General features: G+C 71.7%; 18 protein-coding genes and 1 tRNA gene. 12 read left to right on the forward strand and 7 right to left on the reverse strand.

Features of this window, described 5'->3' with window-relative positions; genetic code table 11:
- Positions 1-76 precede the first annotated feature (76 nt).
- The 4 genes from AC6JBM_RS37795 to AC6JBM_RS37810 all read right to left on the reverse strand — a co-directional run bounded on the left by AC6JBM_RS37795 (position 77) and on the right by AC6JBM_RS37810 (position 5,494).
- The gene (locus AC6JBM_RS37795; RefSeq protein WP_497978682.1) at positions 77-1,432 is read right to left on the reverse strand and encodes a dipeptidase; all 1,356 of its coding nucleotides are present in this window, start codon (positions 1,430-1,432) and stop codon (positions 77-79) included.
- 631 nt (positions 1,433-2,063) lie between these two features.
- Entirely contained in the window at positions 2,064-3,149 is a 1,086-nt protein-coding gene (locus AC6JBM_RS37800; RefSeq protein ID WP_497978683.1) for a M48 family metallopeptidase, read from the reverse strand.
- The gene (locus tag AC6JBM_RS37805; protein ID WP_497978684.1) at positions 3,146-3,874 is read right to left on the reverse strand and encodes a uridine kinase family protein; all 729 of its coding nucleotides are present in this window, start codon (positions 3,872-3,874) and stop codon (positions 3,146-3,148) included. The genes AC6JBM_RS37800 and AC6JBM_RS37805 overlap by 4 nt, the downstream gene beginning before the upstream one ends.
- Before the next feature lie 81 nt (positions 3,875-3,955).
- Complete coding sequence (locus AC6JBM_RS37810; RefSeq protein WP_497978685.1) at positions 3,956-5,494, reverse strand: cobyric acid synthase; 1,539 nt, start codon at positions 5,492-5,494, stop codon at positions 3,956-3,958.
- 130 nt (positions 5,495-5,624) lie between these two features.
- Here AC6JBM_RS37810 and AC6JBM_RS37815 point away from each other — a divergent pair, with 130 nt between their 5' ends.
- The 4 genes from AC6JBM_RS37815 to AC6JBM_RS37830 all read left to right on the forward strand — a co-directional run bounded on the left by AC6JBM_RS37815 (position 5,625) and on the right by AC6JBM_RS37830 (position 9,633).
- Positions 5,625-6,614, forward strand: coding sequence for a cobalamin biosynthesis protein (locus tag AC6JBM_RS37815; protein WP_497978686.1), 990 nt, complete (start codon positions 5,625-5,627; stop codon positions 6,612-6,614).
- A gap of 279 nt (positions 6,615-6,893) precedes the next feature.
- Positions 6,894-7,460 (forward strand): DUF1444 domain-containing protein, encoded by a 567-nt coding sequence (locus AC6JBM_RS37820; protein WP_497978687.1) that lies wholly within the window; start codon positions 6,894-6,896, stop codon positions 7,458-7,460.
- A gap of 332 nt (positions 7,461-7,792) precedes the next feature.
- A complete protein-coding gene (locus AC6JBM_RS37825) occupies positions 7,793-8,983 on the forward strand; it encodes a sensor histidine kinase (protein WP_497978688.1) in 1,191 nt (396 codons plus the stop codon).
- Positions 8,980-9,633, forward strand: coding sequence for a response regulator transcription factor (locus AC6JBM_RS37830; protein WP_497978689.1), 654 nt, complete (start codon positions 8,980-8,982; stop codon positions 9,631-9,633). The genes AC6JBM_RS37825 and AC6JBM_RS37830 overlap by 4 nt, the downstream gene beginning before the upstream one ends.
- Before the next feature lie 85 nt (positions 9,634-9,718).
- Here the strand turns inward: AC6JBM_RS37830 and AC6JBM_RS37835 are convergent, their stop codons facing one another.
- Complete coding sequence (locus AC6JBM_RS37835) at positions 9,719-9,979, reverse strand: hypothetical protein (RefSeq protein WP_497978690.1); 261 nt, start codon at positions 9,977-9,979, stop codon at positions 9,719-9,721.
- A 110-nt stretch (positions 9,980-10,089) separates the two neighbouring features.
- Between AC6JBM_RS37835 and AC6JBM_RS37840 the strand changes: the two genes are divergently transcribed.
- The gene (locus tag AC6JBM_RS37840) at positions 10,090-10,377 is read left to right on the forward strand and encodes a DUF4287 domain-containing protein (RefSeq protein WP_350616357.1); all 288 of its coding nucleotides are present in this window, start codon (positions 10,090-10,092) and stop codon (positions 10,375-10,377) included.
- A 173-nt stretch (positions 10,378-10,550) separates the two neighbouring features.
- On the opposite strand, the gene AC6JBM_RS37845 is transcribed toward AC6JBM_RS37840, so the two are convergent.
- Positions 10,551-12,605, reverse strand: coding sequence for a cellulose binding domain-containing protein (locus AC6JBM_RS37845; RefSeq protein WP_497978691.1), 2,055 nt, complete (start codon positions 12,603-12,605; stop codon positions 10,551-10,553).
- A gap of 124 nt (positions 12,606-12,729) precedes the next feature.
- On the opposite strand from AC6JBM_RS37845, the gene AC6JBM_RS37850 reads away from it, so the two are divergent.
- Genes AC6JBM_RS37850 through AC6JBM_RS37860 form a run of 3 tightly spaced genes read left to right on the forward strand, consistent with a single transcriptional unit; the run spans position 12,730 to position 13,711 of the window.
- Positions 12,730-13,284, forward strand: coding sequence for a hypothetical protein (locus AC6JBM_RS37850; protein ID WP_497978692.1), 555 nt, complete (start codon positions 12,730-12,732; stop codon positions 13,282-13,284).
- A 23-nt stretch (positions 13,285-13,307) separates the two neighbouring features.
- Entirely contained in the window at positions 13,308-13,517 is a 210-nt protein-coding gene (locus tag AC6JBM_RS37855) for a hypothetical protein (protein WP_497978693.1), read from the forward strand.
- A complete protein-coding gene (locus AC6JBM_RS37860) occupies positions 13,514-13,711 on the forward strand; it encodes a hypothetical protein (RefSeq protein ID WP_497978694.1) in 198 nt (65 codons plus the stop codon). Before AC6JBM_RS37855 ends, AC6JBM_RS37860 begins: the two co-directional genes overlap by 4 nt.
- Positions 13,712-13,826: 115 nt before the next feature.
- On the opposite strand, the gene AC6JBM_RS37865 is transcribed toward AC6JBM_RS37860, so the two are convergent.
- Positions 13,827-14,486, reverse strand: a complete 660-nt coding sequence (locus AC6JBM_RS37865) for a DUF6882 domain-containing protein (RefSeq protein ID WP_497978695.1) — start codon at positions 14,484-14,486, stop codon at positions 13,827-13,829.
- Positions 14,487-14,681: 195 nt separating this feature from the next.
- Here AC6JBM_RS37865 and AC6JBM_RS37870 point away from each other — a divergent pair, with 195 nt between their 5' ends.
- From AC6JBM_RS37870 to AC6JBM_RS37885, 4 genes are all read left to right on the forward strand, one after another.
- Entirely contained in the window at positions 14,682-16,298 is a 1,617-nt protein-coding gene (locus tag AC6JBM_RS37870) for a methyl-accepting chemotaxis protein (protein ID WP_497978696.1), read from the forward strand.
- A gap of 142 nt (positions 16,299-16,440) precedes the next feature.
- A complete protein-coding gene (locus AC6JBM_RS37875; RefSeq protein ID WP_497978697.1) occupies positions 16,441-17,181 on the forward strand; it encodes a single-stranded DNA-binding protein in 741 nt (246 codons plus the stop codon).
- 149 nt (positions 17,182-17,330) lie between these two features.
- A tRNA-Arg gene (locus AC6JBM_RS37880) sits at positions 17,331-17,406 on the forward strand.
- A gap of 76 nt (positions 17,407-17,482) precedes the next feature.
- Positions 17,483-18,064, forward strand: a complete 582-nt coding sequence (locus AC6JBM_RS37885; protein WP_497978698.1) for an NUDIX hydrolase — start codon at positions 17,483-17,485, stop codon at positions 18,062-18,064.
- The last annotated feature ends 126 nt before the right edge of the window (positions 18,065-18,190 follow it).

Genomic DNA, 18,190 nt, shown 5'->3' on the forward strand with positions numbered 1-18,190 from the left:
TACCCTGACAGGGTACATGCGTCATTGAAACAAAATGCCCGACTCGGTGCTGAGCCGGGCATTTCGCGATACAGGTTCAGGCGGCCAGCCGGGCAACCTTCGACAGCAGCAGCGCCTCGGCGATGCACACGCGCTCGAACTCGGCGAGGTGCAGGCTCTCGTTCGGCCCGTGCGCGGTCGTGTCCGGGTCCTCGACGCCGGTCACGAGGATCGCGGCCTTGGGGAACAGCTCCTGGAACGTGGCGATGAAGGGAATCGACCCCCCGATCCCCATGTCGACCGGCTCCGCCCCGTCCCACGCGGCCGCGAACGCCTCGCGCGCCGCGTCGTACGCGGGCCCGGTCGCATCGATCGAGCACGGCTCGCCGAGCTGCTCGAGCTCGATGGTCACGCGGGCACCCCAGGGCGCGTGCCGGCGGAGGTGGTCGGTGACGGCGTCGTACACCCGCTGCGCCGAATCCCCGGGCGCGATCCGCACGCTGAACTTCGCCTTCGCCCGCGGGATCAACGCGTTCGGCGCGCCCGACGTGGCCGGCGCGTCGATGCCGAGAATCGAGATCGCCGGGCGCGTCCAGAGCCGTTCGACGAGGCGACCGGTACCGATGAACTGCACCCCTTCAAGCAGGCCCGCCTCCTCGCGGAAGCGCTCCTCGGGATAGTCGAGCGGCGCGGAGGGCTTGCGCAGCAGTCCTTCGACGGCCACGTCCCCGGCGTCGTCGTGCAGGCTGGCGATGAGGCGTGACAGCGAGATGAGCGCATCGGGCACCGCACCGCCGAACATCCCACTGTGCACAGCATTTTCCAGCACTTGTACTTCCACGAAGCCGTTGACGATCCCGCGCAACCCCGTCGTGAGTGCTGGCTGGCCGACGGCCCAGTTGCCGGAGTCCGCGATCACGATGACGTCGGCGGCGATGTCGTCGCGATACTCGCGGAGCAGGTCCTCGAGCGACTCGGACCCGTACTCCTCCTCGCCCTCGATGAACACCACCACCCCGACGGGCAGGTCGTCCCCGAACGCGCGCAGCGCCGCGACGTGCGCCATGACCCCGGCCTTGTCGTCGGCGACCCCGCGGCCGTAGAGGCGTCCGTCCCGCTCCACCGGCTCGAACGGGTCGCTCTTCCACTGCCCGAGATCCCCGACGGGCTGCACGTCGTGGTGCGCGTACAACAGCACGGTAGGCGCCCCGGCCGGCGCCGGCTTGCGCCCGATGACCGCCGGCTGCCCGCCCTTGCGCACGATCCGCACATCGGGCAGTCCGGCCCCACGCAGCAACTCCGCAACGGCCTCGGCCGAGCGCTCGACGTGGCTGTGGTCGAATCCGGCAAACGCAATGCCGGGAATCCGGACGAGCGCCTCCAGATCGGCGCGCACACCCGGCATCTCCCGCCGGATCGCGGCGCGAAGCTCTTCCTCGGTTCGCACTGTCATACGGAGAACTTACTGCCCACCACCCGCGCCCGCCCTTGCCGCCCCGCTTCCCGGCCCCCTCGCTCAAAACCCCCGAGCCAGCGCCCAAGACCCGAGACTCACCCCAGCAACCACCCACACCGCTGGAGCCCCCATCAGCAGCTCCCGCACCGGGTCCGACTTACCAATGAGCCCGCGCGCCCCAACGCCGATCTCCTGCGCGCGAGGACCGCCCGCTGCGCTCGCGCACCGGACACGCCACGCCGGGCACCGTTCTCCGCACGCGAGACCCGACCGCCGCGCTCGTGCACCGGACACGCCACGCCGGGCACGTTCTCCGCGTGCGAGGCCCGACCGCTGCGCTCGTGCACCGGACACGCCACGCCGGCGCCGTTCTCCGCGCGCGAGGACTGGCCGTTCCGGGGCCTCGGCAGCCGGGCATCGGTCGCGCCGTTCTCCGCGCGCGAGGACTGGCCCCTGTCCGACAGGTACCACCATCGACAGGCGAAGGCCCTCTGGCGCAATCACAGCATCACTGAACCCACGGCACCGATCCCGCCAGCGCGAAGCACGGGCCACTCGGCGCATCACGGCATCGCGGAACCTACGGCCCGATCCCGCCGGATGCGCCCGACCGACGCCTCGGTGACGCCTACGACTCGGCCGTCCTGGTGTCCCCTCCGTCCGAACCGTCGCCCCGCATCCAGCCCCGCATCCGCCCGGCCCCGGCGCCGACCCACCCGCCGACGTCCGCCGCCCCGTCCCCGAGCTTGCGCAGCAGCGACACGAGCGGGTCCTGCGACCGGCTGAACGCCTGCCGGTACGAGGCCGCCGCCGCCTTGATCTCCTCGCTCACCGACGCGTTCCCGTCGTCGTCGCGCCGCGGGTAGTCGCCGGACAGAATCCGCTGGTACTCCCCGCTGTCGATCCACGCCCGCACCTCGGCCGCCCGCGCGACGGGCATCGGGTGCGACCGCGCGGTCACCATCCGAATCTTGATCAGGCTGTCGCGCAGGTCCCCGGCCCGGTCGAACTCGGCCGCCTGCTCCAGGAACGCCGTCGTGTCAACCTCGGACAGGTCCCCGCCGCCGGCGAGCTTCATCGCCAGCCGCAACGAGGCGGCCGGGTCCTGGCAGGCGAGCAGCCCGGCACGGTCGGCGGAGAGCTCGGCCTTGCGCCACCACTCCATCAGCGCCGCGACGATCGCCCGCAGCACCATCGACCCGACCGGCAGCCAGGCCAGCCGGACCGCCCAGTCCGTCAGGATCATGACCATCGTCCGGTACACCGCGTGCCCGCTCACCAGATGCCCGAGCTCGTGCCCGAGCATGCAGCGCAGCTCGTCGTCGTCGAGCAGCTCCACGGAGCCCGAGTTCACCACGATGAACGGCTTCGACATGCCGATACACATGCCGTTGATCGACCGGTCCTGCTGCACGAACAGCTCCGGCAGCTCGGCCAGGTCCAGCGAGGCCGCCGCCTCGGCGAGCAGCCGGTGGACCCGCGGATACTGCCGGTGGTCGACCCGGATCGCGTTGCCGAGGAACTGCAGCCGCCACGCCCGCTCGTTCCACAGTGCGTGCAGCGACTTGAGCACGTCGTCGAATCCGCGCAGCTCACGCAGCGCCACCAGCGCGCCTCGGTCCGCCGGATGCTCCCAGGCCCGGGAGCTGATTCCGGTCAGCACCACCCGTCGCCGCGCCGGAGGATTCCCGCTCTGCGCCTCGTCAGTGCTCATTCGCTCCACTCCTCCCCGTCCGGCCTGCTCTCCGGATCGTCCTCCAGTGTTGCGCGGGCCGTCCACCCGCTCGGGACGGCGATGTACTCATTTTCGGGATCGTGCCCCTCCCCCGACGCCCCGTCGACCAGCACATCCATGGCCATTTCGGTCGGATCCGCGGCGAAGTGCCCGTCCTCGGCGGCCATCCAACGCTCCCATTCGGCCCGCAGCCCCTCGCCGTCGCGCTCCAGCCCGCGCCGCAGCCGAAGCCCCCGCGGCGCCGTGACCAGCACTCCCAGCGTCAGATACGGCCGCATCGCCATCGACCCGCTGCCGACCCCCTCGACCACGAGCACATCCGGCGGATCGACGGGCGTCCATTCGTCCACGAGCCGCTCCAGCCCCCAGTCGTACCGCCGATAAGCCCCCGCCTCCCCCCGCCCCAGCGGTTCGAGGACCCATTCCCGCATCCGCGGCTGCCAGGCGAGCAGCTTCGCCCACCCGTCCAGGAAGTCGTCGGTGTGCAGCACGGTCACCCGCCGTGCCGTGCGGCCGATCCCGTCGCCCGCCTCGCGGCCCTGTTCGAGCGCTCGAGCCAGCCGCCCGGCGAACGTGGTCTTCCCGGACCCTGCCCGCCCGTCCACCCCCACGACGCGGACGGCACCCAGCCGAGCCGGCCGGCTCAGCACCGAATCAGCCAACGCCCGATACGTCCTCGGCATCGCTCCCCCGTCCTCGACCACGTCGCCCACCACCAACGCCGGAACCGCCGGCCGAGACCATCGGCACCCGGTGACGTCGAGACCGGTGTTCAGCCGCCCGGCTCATCGCAGCCCCACCGAGATCGTCGGCAGCCCCTTGGGCGCCCCGCCCTCGATCAACCGCCACAGCGCATCGGTGTCGAGATGCTCCTCCACGAGATCCCCCAGCACGTCCACGGTCCGCTCCCGCAGCGCGGCGAACGACGTGCCCGGCGCCGCCTCGAACCCATGCCTCCCGGCCAGCCGAGCCGCCTCCGCCAGAAACGCCCGCCGGAACCCGTCCGACTCGAACGCCCCGTGCCAGTGCGTCCCGAACACGTTCCCGGCCACGACCCCCTCCCCGGTCCCGTCCGGCAGCCGGATCAGCGGCGGCCCGTCGCTGCGGGTGACCTGCCCGTGATGGATCTCGTACCCCCGAACCGGCACCCCCTCGAACGCCGTCCCGCTCGGCAGCGCCAGGGTCTTGCGCTCGGCGAACGCGATGTCGACCGGCAGCACCCCGAGCCCCGCGACACTGCCCTGCCGGCTCTCCACCTCGTCGTCAATGCGCTCGGCCAGCATCTGGAACCCGCCGCAGATCCCCAGCACCGGCCGCCCCGCCTTGGCGTGCCGGACGATCGCGTCGGCCAGCCCCCGCTCCCGCAGCCAGCCCAGGTCGTCCACAGTGGACTTGCTGCCGGGCACGACCACCAGGTCGACATCGGCCAGATCGGCCGCCTCCACCGTCAGCCGCACCTGCACCCCGGGCTCGCACGCCAGCGCCTCGGCATCCGTCGCGTTCGACAGGCGCGGCAGCCGTATCACCGCCACCCGTAACCACTGCGTCCCGCGCGCCGGGGCCGGCCGGCCCAGCACCCGCCCGTCATACGCCAGCGAGTCCTCGGCATCCAGCCACAGGTCGTTGGACCACGGGATCACCCCGAGCGTCGGCCGCCCGGTGAGCTCGGTCAGCAACTCCACACCCGGCCGCAGGAGCCCCGCGTCGCCCCGGAACTTGTTGATGACGAACCCGCTCACCAGCGCCTGGTCCTCGGCGTCGAGCAGCGCCACCGTCCCGAACAGCGCCGCGAACACCCCGCCCCGATCGATGTCCCCGACGACGATCACCGGCAGGTCCGCGGCCCTCGCGAGCCCCATGTTCGCCAGGTCCATCGCCCGCAGGTTGATCTCCGCCGGACTGCCTGCCCCCTCGCAGATCACCACGTCGTGACGCCGGCGCAGGTCGTCGAGCGTCTCCAGCACCGTCGAGCGGAGCCGGTCCTTGATCTCCGCGTAGTTCGCGGCGCCGATGTGCCCGACCGCCTGCCCCAGCACGATGACCTGACTGCGCCGGTCCGAGCCGGGCTTGAGCAGCACCGGATTGAACCGCACGCTCGGCGCCAGCCCGCACGCGACCGCTTGTAGTGCCTGCGCGCGCCCGATCTCACCGCCGGTGCCGTCCGGCTCGATTGCCACCGCCGAGTTGTTCGACATGTTCTGCGCCTTGAACGGCGCGACGTTGACCCCTTGCCGATGCAGCCACCGACAGATCCCGGCCGTCAGCAGACTCTTGCCCGCATCCGACGTCGTTCCCGCGACGAGCAGACCACCCTTGCCTTCCACGTCGCCCATTCTCACCCGCGGGTACGACACAAAAATCGGCCCACCACATTCAGTAGTCGAGCAAACTCGCTCAGCAACCTCCGCGCGGCGGCTCCGAAGAAGTGTCAGAGCCTCCCGGTACGGTCGCGGCATGAAACTCTTGGCAGGCGCAAGGGCCGACGCGGCCGGGATCGCGCTCGGCGCCGCACTCGACGCGGCCTTCGGCGACCCGCGCCGCTGGCACCCGGTGGCCGGCTTCGGCCGCTTCGCCGGCGCCCTCGAGCGGCGGCTCTACGCCCGCGACCGCTGGGCGGGCGCACGGTTCACGGCCGTCGCGGTCGGCGTGCCGGTCGTGGCCGCGGCCGCCGCCGCCCGCCTGACCCGCAATCGCCCGCTGGCCCGCACCGCCCTCGTCGCCGCCGCCACCTGGTCCGCGCTCGGCGGCACCAGCCTCGCCCGCGAGGGCCGGGTCATGGCCGCCAAGCTGGCCACCGGCGACCTGCCCGCCGCTCGGGACCAGCTGCCCAACCTCTGCGGCCGCGACCCCGCCGGCCTCGGCGCGCCGGAACTGGCCCGGGCCACCGTCGAGTCCCTGGCCGAGAACACGTCCGACGCCGTCGTCGCCCCGCTCTTCTGGGCCGCGATCGCCGGAGTCCCCGGCATCGTCGGATACCGGGCCGTGAACACGCTCGACGCCATGGTGGGTCACCGTTCAGAGCGATACGCCAGATTCGGTACGGCCAGTGCCCGCCTCGACGACGCCGCGAACCTCATCCCCTCTCGCCTGACCGCCGCCCTCACGGTCGCCGCCGCACCCCTCGTCGGCGGCAGCCCGTCCCGCGCCCTGCGCACCTGGCTGCGCGACGGCTCCCACCACCCAAGCCCCAACTCGGGCCAGTGCGAGTCGGCCGCGGCCGGCGCCCTGGGCGTGCGGCTGGGCGGCCGCAACGTCTACGGCTCGCGCGTCGAGGAGCGGCCCCACCTGGGCGACGGCGAGCCCCCGACCTCGTCTGACGTACGCCGAGCCGCAGCCCTCACCGTCGCCGTCGGCACCGCCGCGGTCGCCCTGGCCGCGGCCACGCGCCTAGCCCTCGCCCACCGCCGCCACCGTCGAAAACCCGCTTACCACCCGGCGCCCTGAGCCCAGCCCCGCCCCTCCTAACCGCACCGCAGCACGGCAACGCGGCGCAGCCCAGCCGGCGCCGCGCCTCGTCTGGGAGCGGCTCGTCGCGGCAGCTCGAGCCTGAACGTGAGCCGGCGATCCCGAACCGTTATCGAACCCGACAGCAGCTACGGAGGCGAATATGGACACATATGAGTGGGACTGCCTGGGAGTCGGTTCCGGCGGTGCACAGCTAGCAAGCAGATGGCGCAAAAACAAGAGCTTGTCTCACTTCCGTCACGGTCTTACCTTGCACTCGTGCAGCTCGTGCTCCTCCCCGTACTCGCACCGCTTCGCGACCTCCGGCGCGACGATGTGCATGCGCCCGTGCTCGATGAGTTCATGGGCGGGCTGGGAGTCGGCTACAGCTACGGCCCACCATTCGGCCAGCGTCTCGTCACGTGGGCCGATCTGCAACGCATGGAGCTTCCCCGCCGCATGCTGCGCCGCCAGGCCGCCCACAACCTCGACGCACGACTCGGTGCCGTTGGCGTCCACGGACAGCCACCGGCGCTCATGCTCAGCTTCGAGGGCATCGCCTCCAGCCTCCTGCTCGCCGAGGGGTTGTGGGCGAGCCTCGAGCGCTCGGTGCCCGGCGAGCTGGTCGTCGGCGTACCGGCGCGGGACGTGGTCATCGTGACCGGCTCCCACTCGCCACCCGGCCTCGCCAAGGTTCAGCGGGCCGTCGACCGCATCTTCTTCGCCGGCGATCGCCACCTGCTCTCGCGCAAGATGCTGGTCCGGCGGCGAGGCATCTGGGAACCGTTCGTGCCCAATCAGACGCGGGCGCCCGAGGCCGCATTCTCCGAGACCGCCGGGTTCTAGGGACCACCGCGAGGGTCCCGGGGGCGCGGCGAACGGTGCCGGGCGCGACCGCGGTGCTCCGGCCGGGCGGATTCGGCGATCGGCGTACCAGTGCGGCAGCCGAGGTGCCGCGACCTCGGTGCCGCGGCCGAGGTGCCGCGACCTTGGTGCCGCGGGCGAGGTGCCGCGGCCTAGGTGCGGCGGGCGAGGTGCGGCGGGCGAGGTGCGGCGGGCGCGCTCGGAGACGGCAGGCGTTGACGTTCTCCGCGAGCAGGTTGGTGATGGATATGACGGAGAGCCGCGGTGGATGTGACGGGCGGAGGTGGGTGCTCAACGGCGACTAGGATTTCCGCGTGCGGCGGGATTGGCTGCTCGCGGCCCTCTTTGCGGCCGTGGTCGCGGTCGGGGGGTGGCGCGCGGGGCTCGGGCAGGACGCGCCGCGGGCGCTGGACGCTGCCGGGTTCGGGCTCATCCTCGTGGCCGCGCTCTCGTTGGGGTTTCGGCGTAGCCGGCCGCTGGTGCCGCTGGGAGTCGCGGTCGGCGTCAGCTCCGTCTATCTCCTGATCGGGTATCCCTTCGGGCCGATTCTGCTGACCATTGTGTGGGCGATGTTCGAGTACGCGCGGCGGCGGCCGTTGCGGGAATCGTCCGTCGCGCTGGCGGTGGCGGCCCTCGTCTCCGTGCTCGCCGTTCTGCCGCGGATGGCCCACCATCTCGATCTGCTCGCCGTCGGGCTGGTGCTCTGGGGGGCCTGCTGGCTTGCGGTTCCGTGGTCGCTCGGGGCGATCGTGCAGATGCGGCGGCTGGTAGTCGAGCGGGAGCGGGCCGAGCTTGTGCGGCGGGCGGTGCTCGAGGAGCGGGTACGGGTCTCGCGGGAGGTGCACGACGTGGCGGGGCACGGGTTCGCCGTCGTCGCGATGCAGGCCGGCGTCGCGCTCGTGGTGCTCGACGAGGAGCCGGGGCAGGTCCGGGAGGCGCTGCGGGCGATTCGGGACACCAGCCGGGGCGCCCTGGAGGAGCTTCGGGCGGTGATCGAGAACATCGACTCGCCGGCCGATGTCGAGGGGCTGGTTGAGCAGGTTCGGGCCGGTGGGGTTCGGGTGGAGCTCGAGTACGACGGGCTTGCCGGGGTGAGTGAGCGGCAGCGGCGGATCGCGTATGAGGTGGTTCGGGAGTCGCTCACCAATGTGGTCAAGCATTCGCCGCGGGCGGGGGCCGCGGTGTCGGTGCGGGTGGAGGGGGACGCGGTGGCTGTCGTTGTCAGCAATCCGGGAGCAGTCCGGGACGGTGAGTGTGGCGGGCCGGAGCAGGGCCGGAGCGCGGTGGCGGTCGTCCAGAAGGCGGCCAGCGGGGTCAGGCCTGGAGTCGGGTCGGGGGCCGAGCCGGGAGTCGGAGCGGAGGGCGAGCCGGGAGTCGGGGCGGGGGGCGAGGCGGGGGTCGGGCGGGGCATCGGCGGTATGCGGGAGCGGGTCGAGAGTGTTGGCGGGACGTTCGAGGTGCTGGTGGGTGACGGGTTCGCCGTGCGGGCTTGGATTCCGCGATGAGTGCGCGCATCCGGGTCGTCGTGGTCGATGACGAGGCGCTCATCCGCGGGGGGCTTCGGCTGCTCATCGAGCGTGAGGAAGACCTCGAGCTGGTCGGGGAGGCCGGCGACGGAGCCGCGGGCGTCGAGCTGATCCGGCGGTGCCGGCCCGATGTGGCGTTGCTCGACATCCGGATGCCGGGGGTCGACGGGCTGGCGGCGCTCCGGGCGATTGCTGGGGATCCCGAGTTGCGGCACACGCGGGTCGTTGTGGTCACCACGTTCGAGAGCGACGAGAACGTGTTCGCGGCGCTGGCGGCGGGAGCTGCCGGATTTCTGCTCAAGGATGCCGAGCCGGCCGAGCTCGTGCGGGCGATCCGGGTGGTGGCCGGCGGGGAGGCGCTGCTGTCGCCGTCGGTCACGCGGCGGGTCATCGCCCGGTTCGGGGGGATGGGCGGGCCGCCGGTCGTGCTGGATCAGCTCACCGGGCGGGAGCGGGAGGTGGCCGCCTGGGTTGCCACCGGGCGGTCCAACGACGAGATCGCGGCCGAGCTGGCGGTCAGCCCGGCCACCGTCCGGACGCACGTGGGGCGGGCCATGGTCAAGGTGAACGCGCGGGATCGGGCGCAGCTCGCGGTCATGGCGATCCGCGCCGGGCTCACCGTCAGGTAGCGGCAGGGTCCGTGAGGCGCCGGACAGATAGGAGCCGGCCAGATAGGAGCCAGCCAGATAGGAGCCGGATCCGTGCGGCTCACCGTCAGGTGGCGGCCAGGTCTGTGGCGATGCGGCGCAGGACGTCGGTCGCCGGCTCGCCGGTTCGGCGGGCGTGGTCCAGCAGGATCAGGGCGGCCAGGTTGGTCATCCCGGTGAAGGCCCGGCCCACGTCCGCGACCGCGTCCTCGTCGCCGATCATCTGCTGCAGGTAGCCGCTTCTCGTCTCGCTGTCCTGGGGGGCCTGGAAGAGCAGGGTCAGGACACCGATGGCGTTGCGGGTGTCGTCCAGGCGGCGCTCGTCCATGCGGACACAGTACGGGCGCGTCGGAAAAACTTCGGCGCGGCTGTCGAAAGGGGCCGGGTGAGTTCGACGCGTGGTTGTAAGGCAGGAGCCAACGCTAGGGAGCAGAGATCATGTCGTTCCAGGCCTACATCGACGCGCTGGAGACCAAGACCGGGATGACGCCGCGGGAACTGCTCGCCGTCGCCGCCGGGAAGGGGTTCGACGGGCCGCAGGTCAAGGCAGGGGCCGTCATCGAGTGGCTCAAGGAGGACTACGGGGTCGGGCGGGGGCACGCGATGGCGCTCGTGCACGTGATCAAGCATGGGGCGGGGATCTCGGACAAGCACGTGGGGACCGGCGGCTCGCACGGCGACGCCTCCAACATGCTGCTGCTGGACGGTGTGGCCGCCCGGCGCTAGAGAACGATCCGGCGGTCGCCCAACTGGTGGCGGCGACCGCCGGACCGAACGCTCGACGAATCGTGAACGCACCGCCAGGCTGACCGTTACCACCCGCGGAGGGTGAGGCCACGGGAGTAACGGTCAGGGGCCCGGCGGACATCGCGGTAGCTCTGAATTGCTTGAAAAAAACGCTATCCGATCGAGCAGACGTTGCCGTTCAGCGTGAACGCCGCCGGCGGGATGTTCGGGCCGTTGTAGGCGCCGACGAAGCCCACGCTCGTCGATGCGCCGGGGGCCAGGTCCTTGTTGAAGTCGGCCGGGGTCACACGGACCGTCGTGCCGGTCTGGGTCCAGGTGCCGTTCCAGCCGCTGCTCAGGCTCTGCCAGCCGGTCGGCCACGTGAAGGTCAGCGTCCAGTTGTTGATCGCGGCGGTACCGGTATTGGTGATGTCGATGTTCCCGACGTACCCGTTGCCCCAGTCGTTGGTGTCCGCGAACCGGATGCCGCAGGTGCTCGTCGCCGGGGCGCCCGTCAGGAACGTCAGCGGCGGCGAGGACCAGCTCGCGCGGCCCGAGCCGTCGCGGGCCACGATGTTCACGGTGTACCGCGTGCCCGGCGTCAGGTTGCCCGCGGTGAACGTCGTCGAGGTCGTCTCGCCGAGCTGCTCGGAGCGCGCGCCGACCTGGCGGTACACCTCGTACTTCACGCCCGCCTGCGAGGCCGGCCAGGTGAGCGTCGCCGTGCGGTCGGTGATCGCGCTCGCCGACGGGCGGGCCGGCGCCTTCGGGGCGTTGGCCTGGGACGTCGCCGGGTGCAGGGTGAGCACGGTCAGCGAGTACGGCGCGAGGGTCTGCGCGGCCGCGGTGCCGGACTGCGCGCTGGCGATGCCGCCGGCGCCGTTGAGCAGCGACTCGACCGTCGGCGCCGCTGAGGAGGGGGTGTACCCGTCGTAGGCGATCTTCACCGCGTGGCTGTTCGCCGGGTCCATGTTCACCAGCAGCACCGTGAGGTCGCCGTTGGCCCGGCGCGCCGCGTGCGCGGCGACGAGCGGGTTGTCGGTGCCGGCCCGGATGAGCTGGTCGCCGGGGTGCGCGAAGGAGTGCATGAGCTTCAGCGCGTGGTACGGCGCGAACGGGGTGTTCTTCGCGGGCTCGCACACGGTGTTGTCGGCGTTGCAGTTGCCGCTCGACAGCATGCCGAAGTCGCCGTAGTCGGTCTGGCCGGCGACGGTCGAGACGGTACCGATGCCGTTGTGCACGTCCCACCAGTCGACGGTGAAGACGCCGTTCTCGAGCATGCCGCTGTAGGTCTGGGCCAGGAACAGCGCGCCGGGCTGGGTGTTCTGGCCGACGCCGGCGTTGGTCTCGGTGAGGCTGATCCCGATCCGGCCCGGGTTCGCGCCCGCGTACCGGGTGAGCTGGTCGCGCACCATGTACATGATGTCGTCGATCTGGCCCGGCTTGGTCAGCGCGTCGGCCTCGCCGTTGCCGCCCGGGTACCAGTGCAGGTCCACGAAGTCGATGGACGGGCCCGCGATCGACAGCACCACCTGGTTCCACGAGCCCGCGTCGCCCGCGCCCACGAGCGCGTCGGGCCAGTTGGCCGGGGTCGTGAGCACCGCGCCGACCTTGATGCCGGGGTCGACGGCCTTCATCGCCTTCGAGTACGCCACGACCTCCTCGGCGTACTGCTTCGGGCTCTTGTCCGCGTGGTCGTCGGCCTCCCAGGCGGTGCCGTAGTGGCCGTTGCCGTAGTTCTCGTTGCCGATCGTCCAGTAGTTCGCGTGGTAGCCCTTGGTGATGTTCGCGTACCGCACCCAGTCCGCCGCCTCCTGCGCGGTGCCGGTGCCGTAGTTCGCGATGATCATGGGCTGGGCGCCGGTGCGCCGGGCGCCGGCCATGAACGTGTCGAAGTCCGTGTTCGGGGCGACGTACCCGCCCGGCGCGGTGTGGGTCTGCCAGTGGTAGATGTCGGCGTACGAGCCACCGGGGTAGCGCACCATGCCCACGCCGGCCGCGCCGAGCAGGTCGGACACGGCGGTCGTGCCGAGCTCCGAGTCCCAGATCGCGTGGTTGACGCCGAGCGCGGTGTCGGCGACGGTGGCCAGCCCGGCGCGAGTGTTGACGGTGACGTTGGTGGGGGCGGGATCGGCATAGGCGCTGGCCAGTGGCAGGCTGGACAACGCGCCGGCCGCGACGAGCAGTGCGAACGCACCGGCGGCGCGGCGCACTGAACTCTGGGGCATGGCGGCGGACCTCTCGCTCGGAGTGTGAAACGCTTCGATCCGGAAGCTGCGTCCCGCCCGGTCCGGTGGGCAAGCGCCCGCCCGGCTTGTCAGCATTTGTCAGCGCGATCGCGGAGAACCTTTCATGGATGCGCTTCGCTTCCTCGCCGCTCACCACGTGGAGGGCATCGCCCGTCTGCGCGAGCACCTGGCGCGTAACCCGAGCCGCGACGAGCAGCGCCACGGCCGCCTGCAGGCCCACCTCGCGGCGCAGGCCCTGCTGGCCGGGGTCCGCCCCGTGCTCGAGCCCCCGGTCGGCGACCTCCTCCTCGGCGACGTGCGGCTGGAGCTGCGCGGATTCAACAAACGCGGCAGCGGTACCGGCACCAGCCGACGCCTCGTCCGGGCGATCGAGCTCAAGGCGAAACAGACCCGCACGGCCCCGTCGGTCTGGGTCTGGATCGAGGACGACGGCGCCTTCCCGGACCTGGACGACACGGCGGTCCCCGGCCTGGAGCGCGTCTTCGCCTCCTGGCCGCACCTGGAGGGCGTGGTGCTCTCGGGCCCCTTGCCGATCGCCTTCCCTCGCGCACACGGTTTCGGCCCGCTGACGGTGGTGCACCGGCCGGGGCTGCCGCCCGAGCGGTACGCGCTCATCCACCGCCTGTGCTCGGCCGGCGGCCGCCCCTCCTGCGCCTAGGGCCTCTTGACGCTAATGGCTACGTGGCGATCGTCCTGTACCGCCGCTTCCTGGACGGCCCGGCCGAGGATGCGCCGCTGCGGCTGCTGCGCTGGGCGGTCGGGCTCCTGTCGGCGCAGCGGGCGGAGTGGGGCCGGGCCATGCTCGGCGAGCCCCGTGGGGCCGGGCCGCCGCCGCACTGTGGGCCACGATCGGGATCGCCGCGGCCAGCCTCGCCCTCCATGCGGTCGTGACCGTCGCGGTCGCCGTCCTCGGCGGCGGCGGCTCCACGATCCCCGGCACCGTCAGCGACCGCCTCGGCAACAACATCGTCCACCTCGCGGTGACGACGCTGACGATCGCGATGGTCGGCTGGGCGGCCGCCGCGCTCGCCGGCTCCGTGATGCGCCGCGTGTCCCCACCGGCCGCCCCGGCACGGGAGGTGTGAGCGCCGCGGCATGCCACCGCCGCCGAGCAACGCTGCGGTGGCGGGTCGGTGCCGTGGCAACTATCATGCATAGTGAGACCGGCGTCTTCCCCCGTGGATGCCGGTCTCTTCACGTTCAGCTCAGGGTGCCCTCGATCTTGCTGATGCGGCCCAGGTCGTCGAAGGAGATGCGGATCGTGGTGCCCTCCGGGTGCTGGACGATCATCGAGTCCGCGGCCTCGTCGACGCCCCAGGTCTGCTGCTCGAAGAAGGATCTCGCCGTCGTGCGGTGGTCCAGCGGGAAGGCCGAGATCACCTGCTGCAGGACGGTCAGGGCCCGCTCCGGGCGCACCGGGGCCGACAGCTGCGCCGGGGTGCCCTCCAGGTGGAAGAAGACGGCGCCGCCGTCGTAGGGGCCGCGGTAGTACGGGCGGCCGGTCAGGCTTCCGGCCACGAGGGCGAGGCGGTGGCCGTCGGCCTGGGCGAGGGGGAAGCCGGGGGTCAGGAACTCGGCGACCTGCTCCTCGGCGCCGTACTCCCGCAGCCACGCGCACAGCCGCAGCAGGTCCGGCGGGAGGTTGCTCGCCTCGTTGGCCCAGGCCCACAGCCAGGTCTCGTCGCTGTGGCTCTCGGTGCCCAGCAGCTGGATGTCGTAGCGCAGGTCGGTGCCGAAGGTCGCCTGGCCCGTGGACAGGTCCAGCTGCCAGTCGCGTTCGCCGATGAGGTCGGCCAGGGCCAGCTGGCGGGCCATTCCGGTCGCGACGTGCTGGGCGAAGAGCTGCTCGAAGGTCGGCATCCGGCCAGTCTGCCAGCCGGCCGCCGGCCCCGCCCGGCGAGCAGGGGCGCGCGCCGCCAGGTCGACCGCGCCTCCACGCGGAGGGTGAGGCCACGGGAGTTACGGTCCGGACCACCGCGGACATCGCGGTAGCTCGCCGCTTTTGGATCTTTGGTTTTTGCTTCGGTGCGGTTCGGTGGCGCCGATAGGTCGGGCATGGACGCGCTCCGGCGGACGCGGGTCGTCACGCGGCTGGTGGTCGGGTTCCTTGTCGTGTCGCTGTGTGTCGTGGCCATCTGGCTGTCGGCGATCTCGGCGGCGCGCGGGACCCGGGACACGGCCGTCCGGCTGTCGGCCTCGCAGGCCCAGCTCGACGCCGCGCAGCAGCTCAAGTTCCGGATCACCGACATCTCGGGGTGGCAGGTCGGGTACGCGTTCGACGTCGTGCGCGGGCTGCCCGGGGCCACGGACGACACGGCCGAGACGCGGGCCGCGTATCTGCAGGCGATGCGCGACTTCAGCACCGAGCTCGACGCGATGGCGAAGCTGCCGCTCTCGGCGGGCGACCGGGGCTCGGTGGAGGCCATCCGCACCGCGTACGCCGACTTCGTCGCCATGGACGACCGCGTGGTCGCCGGCTATCGGGCCGGCACGCCCGCGCAGGTCAGCGCGGCCAACGAGCTGGTGGTCGGCGAGGGGCTCCAGGTGTACGCGCGGATCGCCGACGGCGTCGACGCGCTCCTGGCCTCGGCCAAGAAGCTCGAGGCGGCCGCGCACGTGGCCGCCGCGGCGCGCGCGAACCGCACGCAGCGCCTGGCCAACACGGTCGGCGTCATCGCCCTTGCGCTGTCGATCCTGCTCGCCGTCGCGCTCTCGTTGTCCGTCATCCGGCCGTTGCGCGCGTTGCACGACCGGCTCGCGGACATCGCCGAGGGCGACGGGGACCTCACCAAGAGGCTCACGGTCAGCGGGCATGACGAGTTCTCGGCCGTGAGCCGGGAGTTCAACACGTTCGTGGACAAGATCGCGGCAACGGTACGGGCCATCAGTGGCTCTGCCGCGACCGTCGCGGTCGCCAGCGAGCGGCTCACCGACACCTCCCGGCGCATCATGGCCAGCGCGCAGGAGACCTCGGCGCAGTCCGGGCTGATCGTCGCCGCCGCCGACGAGGTCTCCGGCAACGTGCACACCGTGGCCACCGGCGCCGAGCAGATGAGCGCGTCGATTCAGCAGATCGCCGGTACGGCCGCCGAGGCCGCCCGCGTCGGCGGGCAGACGACCGAGCTCACGCAGTCCGCGTTCGACCTCATCGGGCGGCTCTCGGGCTCGAGCGCGCAGATCGGCGACGTGGTCAAGGTGATCACCGACATCGCCGGGCAGACGAACCTGCTCGCGCTCAACGCGACCATCGAGGCGGCCCGCGCGGGCGAGGCCGGCAAGGGGTTCGCCGTCGTGGCCAACGAGGTCAAGGAGCTGGCCCAGGAGACCGGCCGCGCCACCGGGGACATCGCCGCCAAGGTCGCCAGCATCCAGGCCGACACGACCGCCGCGACGGAGGCGATCAACCGGATCGTCGAGGTCACCGGGCGGCTCGGGGACTACCAGACGACGATCGCGGCCGCCGTCGAGGAGCAGACCGCGACCACCGACGAGATGAGCCGCAACATCGCGCAGGCGGCCGCCGGCTCGGCCGACATCGCCGCGAACATCGCCGGCATCTCCGACGCGGCGCGGGTGACGACCGACGGGGTGGAGGACACCCGCACGGCCGTCGAGGAGCTCTCGGGCATGAGCCGTGAGCTGCGCGTCCTCGTGGGCCAGTTCCGGGTCTGATAGCACGGTTCGGCCCGGCCCGCGACCCCGTCCACAAGCACCCCGCCGTCCACAGATCCGGCCCTCACGCCCAGCGGGACGACCCCCGTTTCGCGCACGCTCTCTCCCGACACCGCAAGGGAAACATGGAGGGAGCAAGACCGTGTTCGAGACCATGGTCACCGTCGTCGGCAACGTGCTCAACGCGCCGGACTGCCGCCGGCTCGTGGACAACCAGACGCTGGTCACAAGCTTCAAGGTGGCGTCGACATCGCGGCGCCTCGACCGGGCCGACGGCCGCTGGATCGACGGGGACAGCCTGCGGGTGCGGGTGAACTGCTGGCGGCAGCTCGCCGAGAACGTGGCGCGCAGCGTGCAGGTGGGCGATCCGGTGATCGTGACCGGCCGGCTGTACAGCCGCGACTGGGAGACCGAGGACCACGTGCGCCGGGTGAGCTACGAGCTCGACGCGCAGACGGTGGGCCACGACCTCTCGCGCGGGCGCGCCAAGTTCGCCCGCATCAGGCCGCACACCGCGACCAGCACGATCGACGACGAGCTCGGCGACGCGCGTATCGGCGAGGCCCCGACGGTCCCGGCCGACGAGATCAACGGCCTGCCGCGGCGCCAGGCCTTCGACCCCGACCTCGGCGGCGTGGTGACGCTGGTCGAGGACGGCGACCCGTTCGCCGAGGAGATCCTGGCCTCGCTGGCCGCGACCGACGACCTCGCCGCGGCCTTCGAGACCCCGGCCCCGGGCTCCGAGGCCGAGCCCGACGACGAATCCGACGGCGAACCCGACGACGACTCTGACGTGGAGCTCGACGAGGAGGAGGCGGTCGAGCCTGGTCCCGGCCCGCGGCCGCGGCGCAAGCCGCGCACCCGGGTGCCCGTGGGCGTCTGAGGACCGGGCGGCGGGCCGGCGCCGAGGGTTTCCCCGCCCGCGGCGCCGGCCCGCCGTCTACCCGGTTGCTCCCGGAACCGGCGGCGTGCTGTTCTTAGGCAGGTCTTCAGCACGGCCACGGGGGATGACGGTAGCCTGTGCGACGACATGCGCTCGTAGCTCAGTGGATAGAGCAGGGGACTTCTAATCCCAAGGTCGTAGGTTCGAGTCCTACCGGGCGCACCACGCTCACTGACATTTTCGCTGCGCACGCCGCCCGTCGAAACGCCGGAACGGGCGGCGCGACAGCAACAGGGACGCCATGAGCAACTGGGTAGCCAAGATGAAGGACGCGACGCTCCTGAGCACTGACGTGCTCGTCGACAAGCCGAAGCGCTTCGTGCGCGAGCTGCTGCGCATGCCCGATGGCCAGGAGATCGACTGGTACTTCGTCGACACGACACCGAGCGTCATGACCGTCCCGGTCACCGCGGACCGCCACGTCGTGCTCGTCAAGCAGTACCGGCACAACCTCAAGAGAGACACGCTGGAGCTCCCGGCCGGCATCGTCTCGGCCGAGGAACCGACAGCCGACGCGGCCCTGCGCGAACTGGTAGAGGAGACCGGCTACACGCTCACGGACGAGGGGCAGCTGCATGCCCTCGGCGACTATTACTCGTTGCCGTCCGAGACCAACAAGTACGTGCACTTCTACCTCGCTGCGCCCGTACGGCTGTCTGGGCCGGCACAAGGCGACACCGAAATCGAGAAATACTTCGACATGAGCGTCGTCACCATGCCGTTCGGCGAGGCAATGGCCCAAATCGGCAAGACGATCCATGGGCTGGAGACCGTTGGCGCGCTACTCCTCGCTCAGCAGCAGCTTGAGAAGCTCTGGAGTTAAGCCCGCTGTTCGGATGTGTCCAGCGAAGCGTCCAACTGCCCTAACGCGATCAACCACTCGAAATGGCACGGACTGCTGCCAACAGCAACCCGAGTAATGCCACGACGCCGAAGGTCTTCAGAAGGG

This window comes from Dactylosporangium thailandense (genome assembly GCF_059739745.1).